The sequence below is a fragment of the Nitrospirota bacterium genome (assembly GCA_004296885.1).
Lineage (GTDB): Bacteria > Nitrospirota > Nitrospiria > Nitrospirales > Nitrospiraceae > SYGV01.
The window spans coordinates 40,788-57,687 of the sequence record SCVN01000002.1; the positions used below are offsets into that span (position 1 = coordinate 40,788).

At 65.1% G+C, this 16,900-nt stretch carries 15 protein-coding genes; 10 read left to right on the forward strand and 5 right to left on the reverse strand.

Annotation, left to right across the window (positions count from 1 at the left end; all coding sequences use genetic code 11):
- Positions 1 to 126: 126 nt before the first annotated feature.
- Genes EPO61_00515 through EPO61_00530 form a run of 4 tightly spaced genes read right to left on the reverse strand, consistent with a single transcriptional unit; the run spans position 127 to position 5,512 of the window.
- Positions 127 to 2,556, reverse strand: coding sequence for a peptidylprolyl isomerase (locus tag EPO61_00515; GenBank protein TAJ10797.1), 2,430 nt, complete (start codon positions 2,554 to 2,556; stop codon positions 127 to 129).
- Positions 2,556 to 3,596, reverse strand: a complete 1,041-nt coding sequence (locus EPO61_00520; protein TAJ10798.1) for an NAD(P)-dependent alcohol dehydrogenase — start codon at positions 3,594 to 3,596, stop codon at positions 2,556 to 2,558. The genes EPO61_00515 and EPO61_00520 overlap by 1 nt, the downstream gene beginning before the upstream one ends.
- A 35-nt stretch (positions 3,597 to 3,631) precedes the next feature.
- Positions 3,632 to 3,829 (reverse strand): DNA gyrase inhibitor YacG, encoded by a 198-nt coding sequence (gene yacG, locus EPO61_00525; protein TAJ10799.1) that lies wholly within the window; start codon positions 3,827 to 3,829, stop codon positions 3,632 to 3,634.
- A 24-nt stretch (positions 3,830 to 3,853) separates the two neighbouring features.
- Positions 3,854 to 5,512 (reverse strand): alpha-D-glucose phosphate-specific phosphoglucomutase, encoded by a 1,659-nt coding sequence (locus EPO61_00530; protein ID TAJ10800.1) that lies wholly within the window; start codon positions 5,510 to 5,512, stop codon positions 3,854 to 3,856.
- A 196-nt stretch (positions 5,513 to 5,708) separates the two neighbouring features.
- Here EPO61_00530 and EPO61_00535 point away from each other — a divergent pair, with 196 nt between their 5' ends.
- The 3 genes from EPO61_00535 (at position 5,709) to EPO61_00545 (ending at position 9,190) form a co-directional block, all read left to right on the forward strand.
- Positions 5,709 to 7,613 carry a PAS domain S-box protein gene (locus EPO61_00535; protein TAJ10801.1) on the forward strand — a complete coding sequence of 635 codons (1,905 nt, stop codon included), beginning with the start codon at positions 5,709 to 5,711 and terminating at the stop codon, positions 7,611 to 7,613.
- A 262-nt stretch (positions 7,614 to 7,875) separates the two neighbouring features.
- Positions 7,876 to 8,205: an RNA-binding protein gene (locus EPO61_00540; protein ID TAJ10802.1), complete on the forward strand. Its 330-nt coding sequence runs from the start codon at positions 7,876 to 7,878 to the stop codon at positions 8,203 to 8,205.
- Positions 8,206 to 8,320: 115 nt separating this feature from the next.
- Positions 8,321 to 9,190 (forward strand): acyl-CoA desaturase, encoded by an 870-nt coding sequence (locus tag EPO61_00545; GenBank protein TAJ10803.1) that lies wholly within the window; start codon positions 8,321 to 8,323, stop codon positions 9,188 to 9,190.
- A gap of 153 nt (positions 9,191 to 9,343) precedes the next feature.
- Here EPO61_00545 and EPO61_00550 read toward each other — a convergent pair whose 3' ends face one another.
- Complete coding sequence (locus tag EPO61_00550) at positions 9,344 to 9,880, reverse strand: polymer-forming cytoskeletal protein (GenBank protein TAJ10804.1); 537 nt, start codon at positions 9,878 to 9,880, stop codon at positions 9,344 to 9,346.
- 330 nt (positions 9,881 to 10,210) lie between these two features.
- Here EPO61_00550 and EPO61_00555 point away from each other — a divergent pair, with 330 nt between their 5' ends.
- From EPO61_00555 to ade, 7 genes are all read left to right on the forward strand, one after another.
- Positions 10,211 to 10,690 (forward strand): hypothetical protein, encoded by a 480-nt coding sequence (locus EPO61_00555; protein ID TAJ10805.1) that lies wholly within the window; start codon positions 10,211 to 10,213, stop codon positions 10,688 to 10,690.
- 20 nt (positions 10,691 to 10,710) lie between these two features.
- Positions 10,711 to 11,190, forward strand: a complete 480-nt coding sequence (locus EPO61_00560) for a hypothetical protein (GenBank protein ID TAJ10806.1) — start codon at positions 10,711 to 10,713, stop codon at positions 11,188 to 11,190.
- A gap of 91 nt (positions 11,191 to 11,281) precedes the next feature.
- The gene (locus tag EPO61_00565) at positions 11,282 to 11,767 is read left to right on the forward strand and encodes a cytochrome c (GenBank protein TAJ10807.1); all 486 of its coding nucleotides are present in this window, start codon (positions 11,282 to 11,284) and stop codon (positions 11,765 to 11,767) included.
- Positions 11,768 to 11,836: 69 nt separating this feature from the next.
- The gene (locus tag EPO61_00570; GenBank protein TAJ10808.1) at positions 11,837 to 13,279 is read left to right on the forward strand and encodes a hypothetical protein; all 1,443 of its coding nucleotides are present in this window, start codon (positions 11,837 to 11,839) and stop codon (positions 13,277 to 13,279) included.
- Between the two features lie 31 nt (positions 13,280 to 13,310).
- The gene (locus tag EPO61_00575) at positions 13,311 to 14,138 is read left to right on the forward strand and encodes an SHOCT domain-containing protein (GenBank protein TAJ10809.1); all 828 of its coding nucleotides are present in this window, start codon (positions 13,311 to 13,313) and stop codon (positions 14,136 to 14,138) included.
- An 8-nt stretch (positions 14,139 to 14,146) separates the two neighbouring features.
- Positions 14,147 to 14,665 carry a hypothetical protein gene (locus EPO61_00580; protein ID TAJ10810.1) on the forward strand — a complete coding sequence of 173 codons (519 nt, stop codon included), beginning with the start codon at positions 14,147 to 14,149 and terminating at the stop codon, positions 14,663 to 14,665.
- A 367-nt stretch (positions 14,666 to 15,032) separates the two neighbouring features.
- Positions 15,033 to 16,820 (forward strand): adenine deaminase, encoded by a 1,788-nt coding sequence (ade, locus tag EPO61_00585; GenBank protein TAJ10811.1) that lies wholly within the window; start codon positions 15,033 to 15,035, stop codon positions 16,818 to 16,820.
- Positions 16,821 to 16,900: the final 80 nt, after the last annotated feature.

Below are 16,900 nucleotides of genomic sequence, written 5' to 3' on the forward strand. Positions count from 1 at the left end.
CTGAAGCGATATCTGAAGGAACGCATCGGGTCCCTGCCTCCCCAAGCCTGGGATGCCGTGGAAGCCGGCATGCGGTTGGTCCTCGGCTTGCACAATTCCAGGTGAGCGGTCCACAGCAATCTTTTCTCACCGATTCTCCAGCCGGTTGTAGTCGAAGAGCCCCCATTCGATGGGGGTGGCCTGGCGGTAGGCCTTGTGCATCTGGTCGCTGTGCGGCCAGAAGTCGGGGCTGGTGCGCCGCACGCCGAAACGCTCGACGAACTTCCGGTAGTCCTCTTCGCTCGTCAGGGCGGCGATGGCCGCGGTGAACTCGGGCAGCTTGGCCCGCTCGACCCGGTAGAAGGCGTTGGGGTAGGCGCCAACGATGCCGCGCGCGAGGGTCAGGGCGTCTTCATCCGGCAGGCGGCGCGCCTCCAGGTTGAAGAGCGAGGCGATGTTGCTGTACGCCTCGTCGTGGATCACCGTGTACATGCGGTCATTGCGAATCTCCGGCCGAATCTCCGGCTGATTCTCCGGGCGCATCTCAGGCCCTGCCCCCTCCGTGACGGCCAGGAACATGACTTCGGGCAGCCATTGCAGGGCCCGGCCCTTGAGCCGCGCCAGGTCGGTCAACTGGTTGCGCAGCTCCGCGTCCGGTTCGCCCTGGAGATCGTAGGCCTGGTTCAGCGAGCCGGTGAGCCGCTGGCGCAGGAGGTCGAAGAGCTCGTCTTTGGGTTTGTTCGTCCGGTAGGGGATGCCGCTTTCGTAGTCGAAGTGGATGCGGCTGCCGTAGACATAGTCCTTCACCGACTGGTGCGCGTCCCGGTACCAGTAGTCTCGCTCCTTCTCCCGCATCTGCATGGGCAGGAGCATCAGGAAGTTGAATTCCCCCTCCATGCGCAGGAAGTCCATGTAGAGGCGCGTGTCGAGCTGGTGCCCCGCGAAGCCGAAGACGTCGAAGCCGGCGACCAGCAGGTAGTAGACCCGTTCGAACAGGTCGTAGGAGACGAGCCAGGCGGTTTTCGGATTGTCGCCGACGAAGCCTTGCACGACGGAGGCGCTGTCGGCATGGCGGAAGACGGTCAGGGCCGCGTTCTGGTTGGTCCCCCGTCCGTCCCAGACGAAGGCCAGCTCGGCGGCCTCGTCGTTCAGTTGCAGGTTTTCGAGGTAGACCTGCTTGGCCTGGAGGAACTCGTTCTGCATGTGGGAATACTTCAACCAGGACACCAGGCCCAGCCGGCCGGTGCCCTCTTCGGTCGGCAGGTAGAGGTGCTTGCTCTCGCGCGCCAGGAACTCCTCGATGTGCGTGAGGGCGGCGCTCTCCGGGTCCACGAAGAAGATCCAGAACCGGTCTTCGATCACGTCCAGCGCGACCGGGCCCCGGCAGACCGGTCCCTTGATGAACTGCATGACGAAGACATGGGCGTCGTCGAGCAGAAATTTGTAGCGCGCGCGGACGGGCAGCGCCTGGAAGGTGATGAAGGGGTTGGAGGCGACGGCCGGATTGTAGGAGGGGAGCGAGCGGACTTCATAGGCGGTGTCGAGGAACAGTTCCTGATACCGCTGCTTGCGCGCCGGGCCGAGCGCATAGGGAATGTGCGTCTTGGCCAGCAGGCTGGACCGGTCCAACTGGAGCCGGTAATAGAAGCGGCCCGGGCCCGGATCGTCGTAGGGGCGGCGCGTGGCGATCGGGTCGATCGGCTGGCCCGGCGCCGTGCGGGAGCGGACCAGGCGGAACCAGCGCCGGTCGGGGAGGCCCTCGAAATACAAGTGGGTCAGGTGCAGGTGCTCGTAGAGGTAGCGGCTCATCAACTGCTGCTTGGGCTGCTCGCCGTTGAGGAAGGCCTCCCAGTCCCGGATGGGCGCGTCATAGTCGGACGGCGGGGGGGCCGGTTCCCGGTAGGGGGCGCCCTGCCCGATCCACCTGATCAGGGTTTCGTGTTCGCGCTCGGTCAGCCCGGGCAGGCCGTAGGGCATGCCCCAGAGCGGATATTTCTCGGCAAAGCCGTCGAACTGGGTCTCGGTGGGACATTGTTGGTCGCGGTTCAACGCGAAGTCGAATGAGTCGGGCAGGGGCGCCTGGGCCGGCAGGGGATGGGCCCGCTTGAGCGCCAGCATGCGCGCGAGCAGGCCGGCCTGGCGCGCCGCCTCGGTCGGCTGCGCCGATTCGGCCAGGACCGGGAAAAAGTCCTTCTTCCGCCAGTCCGCGACCGACTGGGCGTCCGCGAACAGGCGCGTCGGTTCCGTCTTGAGCAGCCTGGTGGTGTCGTAGACCGGTTTCTTATGCGCGCCCCTGGCCAGGCCCTCGTAGGCGCTGAGGTTCAACTGGCAGGGCGCGTCGTAGCAACCGTGGCAGACGACGCAGCGGCGTTCGAGGATCGGCTGCACGTCCCGCCAATAGTCCACCGAGGCAATCCCCTCCGCCGTCGCCGGGGGCGCGGTCTGCGAGAGGGGCGGGGGCGCTTCGCCCTGGATCGGTTGCGTCGGTTGCTGCGGCTGCGCGCAGCCGGCCAGGGCCAGCAGCAGGATGAGGGCGGCCGTGCGGCCCTGCTTATCGCTGCGGTGGTGTGGCCCCATCACAGCGTCTTCATGTCGATGACGAAGCGATAGCGCACGTCGCCTGTGATCGTCCGCTCGTAGGCCGTTTCGACCTGCTGGATGGGAATGACTTCCACGTCGGCGGTGATGTTCTTGGCCGCGCAATAATCCAGCATCTCCTGCGTCTGGCGGATGCCGCCGATGAGCGAGCCGACCAGCCGCCGGCGGCGCAGGACGAGCGAGAAGGAGGACAGCGGCGTCGGCGCGGGCGGCGCCCCGACCAGGATCATGGTGCCGTCCGTCTTGAGCAGTTCCAAATATGCGTTGAAGTCGTGCGGGGCCGAGACCGTGTCGAGGATGAAGTCGAACCGCCGGGCGAGCTTCGCGAAGGTCTCCGGATTGCCCGTGGCCTGATGGTCGGCGGCGCCGAGGCGCAGGGCATCCTGCTTTTTGCTGTCGGAGCGGCTGAGCACGGTCACTTCCGCGCCGAAGGCCTTGCCGAACTTGACCCCCATGTGGCCCAGCCCGCCCAGGCCCACCACGGCCAGCTTGTGGCCCTTGCCGACGCCCCAATGACGCAGGGGGGAGTAGGTCGTGATGCCGGCGCAGAGGAGCGGCGCCGTGCCGGCCAGCGCGAGGCCGGCGGGAATCTTCAGGCAAAAGGGTTCTTCCACGACGATCTGATTGGAGTAGCCGCCGAACGTCGGCGCGCCGCTCTTGTCCTTGGCGTTGTAAGTCCAGACCGGCATCGCGTCGCAATATTGCTGCTCGCCCGCGCGGCAGCTCTCGCAGGCGCGGCAGGAGTCCACGAAGCAGCCGACCCCGGCCAGGTCGCCGACCTTGAAGCGGGTCACGTTCGCGCCGATGCGGGTGACGCGTCCGACGATCTCATGGCCCGGCACCATGGGGAAGAGGGCGCCGCCCCATTCGTCGCGGGCCTGATGGATGTCGGAGTGGCAGATGCCGCAATAGGCGATCTCGATGAGCACGTCGTGGGGCCCCGGCTCGCGCCGTTCGAAGGCGAAGGGGGCGAGCTTCGACGTGGGGCCCTGGGTGGCATAGCCGCGAGTAGGGAGCATGTCTCAACCTCCTGCTGCCGACGGATGTGACGACGCTACTGTTGGTCCTCCGGGTCGTCCAGCTCGGAGGGGGTGACGAGGAGGCTCTGGCCCGGCACGCGATACTCCTCCGAGGCCCAGGCGCCCAGGTCGATGAGCTGGCACCGTTCCGAGCAGAAGGGGCGCCAGTGGTTCCCTTCCCAGCTCGCGGGTTTTTTGCAAATGGGGCATGTCATCGGCTTCCTGCTGTTCATGCCGTCTCCCCGCCCGGCGGGACCTCACCGGCCGGCGCCCGCCGCGGCAAAAGCCGTGGCGATCAGGGCTTGCGCCTCCTCCTGGATGCGCCGTAAGTGCGCCGGGCCGCGGAAACTTTCTGCATAGAGCTTATACACCTCTTCGGTGCCGCTGGGCCTGGCGGCGAACCAGCCTTGCGCGGTGACGACTTTGATGCCCCCGATGGCGCCGCCGTTGCCGGGGGCCTGGGTGAGGATGGCGGTGATGGGTTCCCCCGCCAGCTCGGTGACCGATATCTGCTGCGGCGACAATTTCTGCAGGATGGCTTTCTGCGCCTGGGTGACCGGGGCGTCGATCCGCTCATAGGCCGGGTCTCCCAGCGTTTGCGTGAGTTCTTGGTAGCGCTCGGCTGGGTCGCGTCCCGTGGCGGCCATGATCTCCGCGGCCAGGAGGTCCATGATGAGGCCGTCCTTGTCGGTGACCCACACGGTGCCGTCGCGGCGGAGGAAGGCCGCGCCCGCGCTCTCTTCGCCGCCGAAGCCGAGCGAGCCGTCGAGCAGACCTTGCACGAACCACTTGAACCCGACCGGCACTTCCAGCAGACGGCGCCCCGCCTTGGCGGCGACGCGGTCGATCATGCTGCTGCTGACGCAGGTCTTGCCGACGGCCGCCTCCGCCCGCCAGCCAGGCCGGTGGGCGAAGAGGTAGTCGATGGCGACGGCGAGGAAATGGTTGGGGTTCATGAGGCCGCCGGTCCGCGTGACGATGCCGTGACGGTCGGCGTCCGTGTCGTTGCCGCAGGCCAGGTCGAAGCGGTCTTTGAGCGCAATGAGCGAGGCCATGGCGTAGGGGGAGGAGCAGTCCATGCGGATCTTGCCGTCCCAGTCGAGCGTCATGAACCGGAAGGTCGGGTCCACGCGGTCGTTCACGACCTGGAGGTCGAGGCCGTAGCGGTCGGCAAGCGGCTTCCAGTAGGCGACGGCCGCGCCGCCGAGCGGATCGATGCCGATCTTCAGTTTGGCGCCGCGGATGCGCTCCAGGTCCACGACGTGGCTCAGGTCCGCCAGATAGGTGCCGACGTAGTCGTGCTTTTCTGTGCCTGCGGCGTTGGCCGCCTGGGCATAGGGCTGGCGGGCGACGCCGGTCAGGTTGGCGGCGAGCAACTCATTGGCCCGGTTTTCGATGGCCTTGGTCGTCTGGCTGTCCGCCGGGCCTCCGTGCGGCGGGTTGTATTTGAAGCCTCCATCTTCGGGCGGATTGTGCGAGGGGGTGATGACGATGCCGTCGGCCAGGCCGTTTTGGCGGCCTCGGTTATAGATGAGGATGGCGTGGGAAATGACGGGGGTGGGCGTGTAGCCTCCCTCCCGGTCGATGCGCGTCCGGACGCCGTTGGCCGCCAGGACTTCCAACGCGGTCCGGAATGCCGGCTCGGAGAGGGCGTGGGTGTCCTTGCCGAGGTAGAGGGGCCCGGTGACGCCGGCCTGATGCCGCTGTTCGCAGATGGCTTGCGTGATGGCCAGGATGTGGGCCTCGTTGAAGGTGCCGCGCAGGGCGGAGCCCCTGTGTCCGCTGGTGCCGAAGCTGACCCGCTGCTGCGGATCGGCCGGATCGGGCCGGCGCGTCTCGTACTCCCGTTCGAGCCGGGTGACGTCGATGAGTTGCTCGGGGAGGGCCGGCTGTCCGGCGCGCGGATGCTGGTTCATCTTCGGAGGCTCCTGTACGGCTCCCGGTCCGGCCGCCCCGCTCCCGTGTTCCCTACCATGGCCATGGGCGCGTACCATGGCGCGGGAAGGAGTATAGCCGTCCCGCGCGCGCTTGTCAGCGTCCTTCCGTCGGGGACGGTTCTCCCCGCCGATTTTCCAATCGCCTGCCCAATCTGCTACAGTAGTTTCCATGCAGATGCGCAAACGACGGGCCGAGCTCTATGCCTGGCTGCCGGGGCTGATCGTCATCATGACGGTGGTGGCGCTGGCCGTGGGCACCCTGGCTCTGCACCACCTGGAGACCGAACTGGTGGCCTTTGCCGGAGAAAGCCTGGCGATCGCCGCCACCGACATTGCGGACAAGCTGGACTTGCTCCTGTTCGAGCATTACAGCGAGGTCCAGATCCTGGCCGGGGCGCTGGATGCCGCCATCTCCGATCCGCAACATTTAACCAAACATCTGTCGGCTTGGCAGCAGGTCCACCCGGCCTATCTCTGGATGGGGGTGACGGACGCGGGGGGCCGGTTGGTGGCGGCCACCGATCTGCAACACGTCGGGCAGGATCGCAGTAAGGACCGTTGGTTCCTGGCGGTGCGGGAGAAGGACGAGGTCTTGGTGGAAGACGCCAAGGTTTCCTCCGAAGCCGGCGGGGTGGCGGCGCTCTCGTTTACGGCCCCGATCAAAAGCGCGGAGGGCAAGTTCCTGGGGGCGGTGAGCGTGCGCATGGGGTTGCCGGCGATGGAGGGGGTCTTCGGGCGGACGATCCGTCTGTTCCAACTGGAGCGGGGGATCAGCGGTATGGTGCAATGGCGGTTGCTGACCAAGGACGGATCGCTGCTGTTCGACTCCTCCCTGGGCCGGGCGGACCGGGAGAACCTGGTGCAACGCGGGCAGGCCTCCGCGCTGCTGCTCGCCTCGACCGCGCCCGCCGGCTATGTCGAGGAGGATCAGGTTCCGCGGCGGGTGAAAGTCGTGACCGGCTATGCGCGGACCGAAGGCTACGGGCGGTTTCCCGGGCTGCAATGGGGCGTGCTCGTGCACGTGGCGCGGAAAGACGTGCTCCGGCCCATCTATGGCATCATGGGCGAGGTGGGGGTTGCTGGCGCCGCCGTGGGCCTGCCCTTGCTGACCCTGCTCTTCTGGACCTCCCTGCGCTTGCGCAAGGAATGGGCCCGCATCCTCAAGCACGAAGCGCAGTTGGCCGCCACTTTGGCTAGCACGGCCGATGCCGTCCTCGTGACCGATCCGACCGGCCTCGTGACGTCCGTGAACCGGGCCGCTCAGGCGCTGATCGGCTGGAGTCCGGACGAATTGCTCGGCAAGAAAATCCACGAGGCCATTACGTTCAGGCAGGGGAAGGCCGATCAACCGCTGGATAGCCTGATCGAGCCGGCGCTCCATGGAACGGCCAAGTCGCTGCCTCCCATTGTCCTGGTGTCCAAGCAGGGCCGCGAAGTCATGGTGGAAGGGACGTTGTCGCCCATTCGGGACGACGCCGGCAAGCTGATCGGCGCGTTGATGGCCTTGCGGGATATCACCGAGCGGACCAGGGTCGAACGCCGCCGGGAGGCGCAGTACGAGGTGACAAAAGTTCTGGCGGAGTCCTCCACCTTGGACGATGCGGCGCCCCGCCTCCTGGAAACCATTTGCGTCAGCCTGCACTGGGCGGTGGGGCTCATGTGGACGGTGGATGAGGCGGCGAACCAGTTGGAGTTCGTCGAATTCTGGCATGTGCCGGCCGACACGGTCCCGGCCTTTGAAACGGCCAGCCGGCGCGCGGCCTTTGCGCCCGGCATCGGCTTGCCCGGCCGGGTCTGGGCGTCGAAAAAGCCGGCCTGGATTTCCGACGTCTCGCGGGACGGCAATTTCCCCCGCGCGCCGATGGCGGAGCAGGCGTGCCTGCACGGCGCCTTTGCCTTTCCCATTCTAAGCGGAGACCGGGTGCTGGGCGTGCTGGAGTTCTTCAGTCACGATGTCCGGCAGCCGGACCACGATTTGCTGCAAATGTTGAACTCTATCGGGGTTCAGGTCGGCCATTTTCTGGAACGGCATCAGCTGGCGCGGCAGGTGCGCAAAGCCCAGACCGGGGAGCGCCTCTGAAGGGGGCGTTTCGCCCAAGGTGCGGCGGGACGGATTCGTGCTTGCGTTCCCGGCAGACCTGTGGTAGGGTGAGGACGCTGCATTGTTAGGGCCTGGCACTGCAGCATCAAATAGCAAGGCCCGGAACCGATGTTGTTTTGCCCCGGGAATCTGATCGGAAGCCAGACCAAGTCGCCTCATGTTTCGCGCCTTCGGCCCGCTCCTTCCTATCGTGCTTTTTTTCTCGAGTCCAAGACAATATCATTAGCGAGGAGGGACCCCAATGGGTTCGAAGATTTATGTGGGTGGCTTACCGTATTCCGCAACCGAGCAGCAGCTCAGCGAGCTGTTTGCGCCGCACGGCACCGTTGAATCGGCGCGCGTGATCACGGACAAGTTCACGGGCCAGTCCCGTGGGTTCGGGTTCGTGGAAATGGCCACGGAAGAGGATGCCAAGAAGGCGATTGCGGCGTTGAATGCGACCCAGATGGGTGGCCGGACGCTGACCGTCAATGAAGCCAAGCCGCAGGAGCCGCGCTCCGGGGGCGGTGGCGGCGGTCGTGGCGGATTCGGTGGCGGCGGCGACCGTGGTGGCCGCGGCGGCCGCTTCTAACAACCCCGTCGTTTGATATGCCGGGGGCGCCTCCTGGGAGGCGCCCCCGCTTCTCTCGCAGGTTCTCGCACCACTCGTATCTCGTTTCATATATACCTAGGGGGGCTTCAGCCCAATGACCTCATCTTCCGCCACCGCCGGTCCCTTTGTTCCGCGTCGCATCAGTTTTGGGGCGTCGTTTCTCTTTGCCCTGGTCTGCCTCGTGGCGTTGGTCGGGGTGCCCGCTTACGGCTACTACGTCGGGTACAGCTGGGTGGACTGGGCCATGTTCGGCCTCCTCTACGTGGTGACCGGTCTGGGAATTACGGTGGGCTATCATCGGTTGCTCGCGCACCGGAGCTTTACCTGCCCCGATTGGGTCAAGGGGGCGCTGCTTGTCGCCGGCGGCTGGGCCTTGGAGAACACGGCGCTCAGATGGGCCGGCGCGCATATCCGGCACCATGCCCGCTGCGATGAAGACGAGGACCCTTACAATGCCCAACGGGGTTTTTGGTTCAGTCACTGCGGCTGGGTGGTGTTGAAAGATCCTCATCGCGATCAGGACGAGAAATACCTGACCCGCTTGCGGCAGGACGCGGTGGTGATGTGGCAATACCGGTGGTACGTGCCGATCGTGCTCTCGGGGCTGGCGCTGCCTTTTGCCGTCGGCTATCTCTACAATGGATGGCGCGGCGGGGTGGGTTGCTTCCTCTTGGCGGGGGTGGGGCGGACGTTCTTCGTGCTCAATTCGACCTTCTGCATCAATTCCGTCTGCCACCTCTGGGGCAGCCAGAAATACGGGTCGGCGGACTCAAGCCGGGACAGTTGGTGGGTGTCCCTGCTGACGTTCGGCGAGGGGTACCACAACTATCACCATACGTATCAGAGCGACTACCGCAACGGACCCCGCTGGTACAATTTCGACCCGTCCAAGTGGCTGATCTATACCCTGTCCCTGGTCGGGCTTGCTTCGTCCTTGCGGACGGCCTCCGACGAGCCTTCGTAATGCCACTCCAGCCCGTGTGACGGGCTGCGTGCTGCTCGGCCTCACGGCCTGATTCCGCGCTCATCTTCCGTACGATGCTTCCGCAAGACACCGGGGCCGCGAGCCGCAGGCGCCTCGAGCCCCATCGCCACTGAGCTATCGCTCGCTTGTCGCTTAGCTGGCGGCCACAGCCCGGCCGTTCCCCGTATGGGCCAGTAGGAGGGCATCCCGATCCCTGTCCCTGGGCGCTTCCCTGACCACGGTGGGCTTCGCCGAGGGCTGGTCCGCTTGCCGCATCTCCAAGGTGCCGCTGAACAGGACCCCTTCTTCCATTGCCACGACGGGCGCCGTGACCGAGCCGGTCAATATGGCCGGGGCCAGGAACCGGACTTTCTCGGTGGCCAGGATGTCGCCGGTGATCTGTCCGAGGCAGAGCACTTTGCGGGCCTGGACTTGCGCGAAGATCACGGCGCCACGCCCGATCAGCACGGTGCCGTCGGTGATGATTTCCCCTTCCATCTTGCCGTCGATGCGGACCGTCCCGCTGTACCGTAGACAGCCCTTGAACTCCATGCCCCTGGCGATGGACGCCATGACCTGGCTATCCGCTCCTTCATTGGCAAAGAGATTCGTGTCCTGGTCGGTCGCGTCCGTCGTCTGGGCAAAGCCGTCTCCCCCCTGCTTCTGGGGGCCATCGGTACGGTTCCACATAGCACGCTCCTTTCGGTTAGGAAACACAGCCACACTGACTGGCGCTGCTGGGACAACGCATCAATCGTGCCACCAGGTACCATATGGGCGTGATCGTGCCGAAATAGTTTTAATATCAGTATCTTGGGTGTGTCGAGGCGACTCGGGCGTTGCGCCTGGTGGAACTGTACGCCGTCATGGCTTTGACGGATAAGGGAAAAATTCATGACAGGTTGGCCGAACGCCTTGACTGGAGAGAGGCGCACGCATTCCTTGACAGAGGCCGGGCGAATCCAGCAGGATCAACCCCCGATGCGACACCGTTGGACCTGTTCAGGCTACGTATTGGTCATGACCCTGGCATGGCTGGCCGGCTGCGTTTCGGTCCAGGTCGAGCCGCTGTCGCTGGAGCCCTATCCCCCTCGCCCCGGCGGGCCGCCCGCAGCCTTGGAGGCTGACCCGGCCCGGCCTCACGTGAACTTGGCGCGGTTTATTGCCACCAGCGACTCCGATTACGTGGACGAGGATACGTTGAGAGGGAAAATCCTCGTCTCTGCCGGCCGGTATGGCGCCGATGCCGTGGTCATGGGCAAGTACGATCTGATCGAATCCAACAGACTGGGCCAGACCTATCAGTCGACGAACGCTCCCGGGATGCAGAATTCTCTTTTCGGCGGCATGGGGAGCGGGATGCCGTTTTTTTTCGATCCCTGGACGTATGTGCAGGCGCCGGTGGATCGGGTGGAGTATCTCCAGTACCAATCGGGCATCGCGATTCGATACAAAGACGGGGCCACGGCCGCTCTCCATCAAGGCGGTCCGCCATCCTGACGAACACGAAAGGAGCAGCTATGCGAGAGCGGATCTATCTCCACCTAGTGGCGGCCCTCCTGCTGACCGGCTGGGGCTGCGCCGCGGTGGCTCCGCCCCCCGAGGCGGCTCATCCGGCGGACCTGGTCGTGACCATGCTGGAGCGACACCTCGGCCAGTTGGATGCCAACGTTGATCGCTTGGACAAGCAGCTTGCCGATCTGCAAAAAGTGCCGGAGACCCCGGATCCCACCTTGCGCGAAATTCGCGCCCTGGACCTCAGCGGGTGGCAGCTGCACCAGCAACAGTTGAAGGTCCAACGCGAACACTTCCGGTTTGCCCTGGAGCAGCTCCGGCAGGTGAAGGCCCATCCGGACAACAAGGCCCAGCTTTTGGAGCAATGGACCAAGCATGAGCAGGACTACGAGCGCGCTCTGGACGGCCTGCGGCAGCAGCGGCATCAGTTGGAGCAGCAGCGGCACAAGGTCGAGGCGCAAGTGGTGGAGCGGTATCTGCGCTGAGAAGACCGGTCCGCCGTTGTGGGCCTGCGATCTTGCGTCGGTTTGGTGATCGGGGTATCCTTGCCGGTCGAAGCGGCGATAGGGGAATGGGATGTCATCGGGGAACGCGGTCATGATGCGCCAGGAAGTTCGAGCCATTCTCTCTCTGCTGCTCGTGGCGCTGGTGGGCGTACTGCTATCCTGTGCGCGGCATGATCCGCTGGCCCCAAAGGTTCCGGCCCAGAATATGGAGGAGGCCAAGGCCCTGAAGGCTCCGTTCGGAGCGGCCAAGAGCGCCCCGCCGGAGATCGTGGCGGAAGGCAAGCGGCTCTTCGAGGGCAAGGGGGCCTGTATCCACTGTCATGGCGAGGGCGGCAAAGGCGATGGGCCGGCCGGCAGCAAACTGTACCAACATCCCGCCGCAGATTTCACCAGCTGTAAAATGCATGAACTACGGACCGATGGGGAGCTGTTCTGGACCATGGACCACGGAGTGCCGGGTACGGCGATGGTGGACATGGTGCACAGCGGCAAGCTGAAAGAGATCGAGGCCTGGAAGATCGTCGCCTATTTGCGGTCCCTCTGTACGTTGCCATGATCGGGCGCCCGGCAGGCACGAGTGCCCTCGGTTCCCGGACCCTTCGACGGAGGCCCTGACGCCGTGATCATGCGCATGTTGAAACGACGCAGCCTCATCATCATCGTCTTCGGCCTGATCGCCTTCCTGAGCTACGAGTGGAGCCTGCTCGTGCCGAAGGCGGACGCGATCCCGGCCTTCGCCCGCAAATACAATTTCGCCTGCAACGTCTGTCACGTGCCCGGGTTTCCCAAGCTCAACGACTTCGGCAACCTGTTCCGGGACCATGGCTATCAACTGGGCGCGGAGAGCGACTTGCCGGAGCACGAGAGCATCAACATGGGCTACTGGCCGGTCTCCTTGCGGACGCAGGTGGGCTATCGGAGCCTGACCTACGGTCCCCCCGGCGCCCGTGGCGGCGAGGTCTCCACCGGCAGCTTCGGGTTCAAGACCCTCAATTTGCTCTCTTACGGGGTCCTGGCGAAGGACATCAGCTACGGCATCATCTATGCGCCGGCCCTGAACAGCGGGAACTATGGATCGGCGGCGACGGGCGGAGACCTGCCCAATGCCTTCGTCCGGTTCAACAATCTCCAGCGCTTCCTGGGCGGGGACGCGAACAGCTACTTGATGAATTTCAAGGTCGGCAAGTACGAGCCGGAACTGCCCTTCAGCGCGTTCCGCAACCCGACCCAGTTCAACACGCCCATCGTGTTCTACAACTATCGGGCTGGCACTCCCTACAACTCGGCCAACTTTCCGTCGAACAGCGCCGTCAGCAATGGCTACGGCAACGCCACCATGTCGTCGTTGCAACAGGGCCTGAACGGAGCGGAACTGGCCGGGATCAAGTCCACCTCGGTGACCAACGGGTACTTCCGGTATTCCCTGAACGCCTTTTCGACCACCGGGCCTTTCGGGAACAACGGGGGGCGCAACATGATCTTCTACGGCCACGCGACCCAGTCCTTCGACGGGTACGGGATCGTCAGCGGCCACCGAGTCGGCGTGTCCTGGTGGCACGGGGATTCCCCGACCACGCCCAACGGGCTGACGACCGCCAATGGGACCGCGTCCAACGGCAAGACCTTCGACCGGATCGCGCTCGATGCCAGTACGACCTTCGACGGCCAGTGGAACCTCTTTGGCTCGATCATCCATGCCAAGGACAGCAAGGACCTCATCGCCAACAGCGCTACGTTGGGGCCCAGGCGGGATGCGGTGTGGAACGGCGGATTCGCCGAACTGGATTGGTCCCCCAACCAACTGCCGTTCTTCGGGACGCCGGGCTGGATGCTTCTCTACCGCTATGACCTGATCCGCAACGAGCAGCAGGGTGTCCGCACGGTTCCGGGCGACTACAACAACGTGGACTCCCACACCTGGATGACCCGCTACTATATCCACCAATCAGCCCGTACGGACGTCGCCTGGCACACGGAATACAATTGGTTCCGGACCAGGGCAACGGGAACCAACGGCCGGGACACGGTCGGGCAGCTCTTCTTCACGGGCATCGACTTCGCCCTGTAACAGGATCGTGAACATCTTGAACCCTCTTACGATGTCTTGGCCGACACTGCTGCTCATCATGGGCGTGTCGTATCTCGCCCAGGCTTGTTCCGGCCCGCAGCCGGCCCGCATCGTCTGCGGCCAATGTGAAGAGGAAGACCGGTTCGTCCGCCTGCAGGCCCGCAGCGACGCGCCGGGACCGGAGCGCCGGTCGTTCGCCCATCCGTTCACGCTGAGCCAACAGGACTGGACGCTTCTGTTGCGCAGTCTGCGCATGCAGCGCATTGAGGAGGCCTTCCCGCTGCTGGCCTCGAAGGGGACGCCGGCGGAGGCGTTCACCGCCGAGGAAACAACCTACCTGAGCGAGACCTTCTCCAAGGCCTTCGCCAAGGCCGGCACGGATGATTGGGTCTTGTTCGCCCTGACCCGCCGATCGTCGACGGAGGTCAGCGAGTTGACGACCGGCGCCTGCTATATCGAAGGGGAGCGGCTGCACGTGCTGCTGGCCAACTATCGGTTTCCGGTCACGCTTCCCGGCGTCCGGGCGCTCTTGTGGGAGCAGCCGCTCTATGCCTATCCGCCGTTCTATGCCGTGGCGCCGGGGGAGTTTCAGACCCTCGCCAGGCGGTATGGACTGCAGGGGCGCCTGATCGCCTCGGGGGTGCCGGACATCACCATCGACATCAAGCCGCTGCTGTTGGCGTCGCTCGGCTCCAAGCCTGCCGCGCCGCCGGGCAAGGCCGATGGGGCTCAGGCGGGGCCGGCTTCGGGAGCGTCCGTTGAAGACTCGCTGGCGTTGCTCCAACGGCTGAAAGAACGGGGCCTCGTCACCGAGGACGAGTACCGAGAGAAAAAACAACAACTCCTGAATCGGTTTTGACCGTCGCGATGAAGATCCTCCACCGGCGTCCTCACACGGTTCTTGTCCTGGGCGTGATGCTGGCGCTGGCCGGGTGCGCCAGCGTGGACATGGTCCGGCTCACCAGCCAGCAGTTCCCGTCGAAACGGTCCGTGGAGGAGGTGGAGGTGCTGCAGCAGGTACCGGCCTGTCCGCACGTGGCCCTGGCGGAACTACGCGTCGAGGACACCTCCGACGGCTACGGGACCATGCAGCAGAACATGCTGGAGAAAGCCGCCGGGATCGGGGCCGACGCGGTGGTCTTCGCAAAGCCCGAAGAGCAGATCCAGCATCAAGTCACCTATCAGCCGGGTATGATGATGAGTCCTTTCGGGTACGGAGGATTCGGCTACGGCGGGATGATGTATGGGCCCTATCCCTATGGCATGGGCTATTACGGCGGGTATCCGGCCTATGGCGGGGGCGCGGCCGTCCCCTACGACGTGGAGGTCAAATCGCTCAAGGGCTTGGCCATCCGGTACATTCAATCGTCGGGGCCCAAGTGCTGACCCGAGCTTCCCTGAATCCTTTCCTAACCTCCTGATCCTAACCTTCAGGGCGGTCACTCTCTTCGGCCGGTTTGCCTAAACCGGCCAGAGCCATCCATACCCTCCGGTCAGGGCACGCCGCTCAGTTCCTGCAGTTCATCCATGAGGATGTGGTTGTTGAAGTGCTCCGTGGTGCGCAGGAGGACGAACAGGAGCGTGAAGGTCACGAAACAGGCGATGATCTTGTGCAGGAGCTTCACCGTGTCCCTCCGGCGTTCGCGCCGACCTCCTGTGTAGCAGAATCCCGAGCCTGAGGGAAGCGGCCGCGCCTTGACCGATGCGCCCGGAGCCAGTATGGTGGACTCACGAGCATCGGAGCGCAGACCCCATGGCCGGCAAAACCACCTACCGGACGCCCGAAGAGCTCGCCGCCCACATCCGCGTCGCGCGGGGGCTCGAGCCGGCCGACCTCGTCATCAAGCACACCCGTTTCCTGGATGTCTACAGCGGCGCGTTTTTGCCCGGGGATGTGGCCGTCTACCGCGGGCGCATCGCCGGCACGCAGCAGGTCTATCAGGGCCGGCGCGAGCTGGATGGCTCCTCCCTCCTCGTGGTGCCCGGCTTCATCGACGCCCACGTCCATATCGAAAGCAGCCTCCTGACGCCGGCCCGGTTCCAGCAGATGGTGCTGCCCTCAGGCACGACCACCGTGATCTGGGACCCGCACGAGATTGCCAACGTGCGCGGGGTGGACGGGTTGCGCTGGGCCCTGGCGGCGACGGATGGTCTGGATCTTGATGTCTTCGTGATGCTGTCCAGCTGTGTGCCCTCCACCAGCCCCGAACGGGAGTTGGAGACCAGCGGGGCGGAGCTGCACGCCGACGATCTGGCGGCTCTCTGCGACCATCCGCGCGTCCTGGGCCTGGCCGAGATGATGAACTATCCGGGCCTCCTGGCCGGGGAGCCGGACGTATTGCGCAAGCTGCTGGCCTTCCAGGAACGGCGGCTCGACGGCCACTGCCCGGGGTTACGGGGCAAGAAGTTAAATGCCTACGGCACCGCGGGCATCCACAGTTGTCATGAGTCCACGACCCTGGAGGAAGCCCGGGAGAAATTGCAGAAGGGACTGCACGTGCTGATCCGGGAGGGGTCCTGCGCCAAGGATGCGGACGCGCTCCTGCCGCTGCTGGACGACTATTCGTCGGCCGTCGTCGGCCTCTGCAGCGACGACCGCAATCCGGCCGATATCGTCCGCGAAGGCCACATCAACTGGATCGTGGACAAGGCGCTGCGCGCAGGCCTCAGGCCGGAGGTTGTCTTTCGCGCGGCCGGCTTCGCCACGGCACGGGCCTACGGGTTGGAGGATCGGGGTGTGGTGGCTCCCGGGTTCCTGGCGGATTTCTGTCTGGTCAGGCCGAAGGAGGCCGGTCGGTGGGAGTCGGGTCTGGCGGTCGAGGCGGTGTACAAGCGCGGCTCCCTCGTGGAGCGGGCGGCGTTGGAGGTCGCCTCCATCTCCTCACGGACACAGGCCTTGGCCGGCCATGGTTCCAACCTGCGTCTCGCCGCCTGTACGGCAGCCGACTTTCAGGTTCCGGCTGCTCCCGGCTTGTTGCAACAGCGGGTCCGGGTGATCGGCGTTCGGCGGCGGCAGATCGTGACGGACTTGCTGGAAGCCACGTTGCCGGTGTTGGACGGATCGGTGCGCGGCGATGTGTCGCAGGATGTGCTGAAAATCGCCGTCTTCGAACGGCATCGAGGGACGGGGAGGCGCGCCGTCGGGTTTGTCAAAGGATTCGGGATGCAACGGGGCGCGCTCGCGACGTCCATCAACCACGATTCCCACAATGCGATCGTGGTCGGCGCAGATGAGGCTCTTATGGCTGTGGCCCTGAACCGGCTGCGCGAGATCGACGGGGGCATCGTGGTCGCGCTGGATGAGACGAGCCTCGAGGCCTTGCCGCTGCCGATCGGCGGGCTCATGTGCGACCGGGCGCCGCAAGAGGTGGCGACGGCGCTCGAACGGCTGCGCGGGCTCGCCAAGACCTTGGGCTGCACATTGGAAGAGCCCTTCATCCAGCTCTCCTTCCTGGCCCTGCCAGTCATTCCCTCGCTGAAGATCACGGACCGGGGGCTGGTGGATGTGGAGCAGTTCCGCCTGGTCGGGACGGTAATGTAACCGGCTGTTGAAAAAGGGGCAAGTGAGGCGGCTGCGCCCAATGAAGAATATCTCTGTGCGCGGTGTCTTTCCCCCACTTC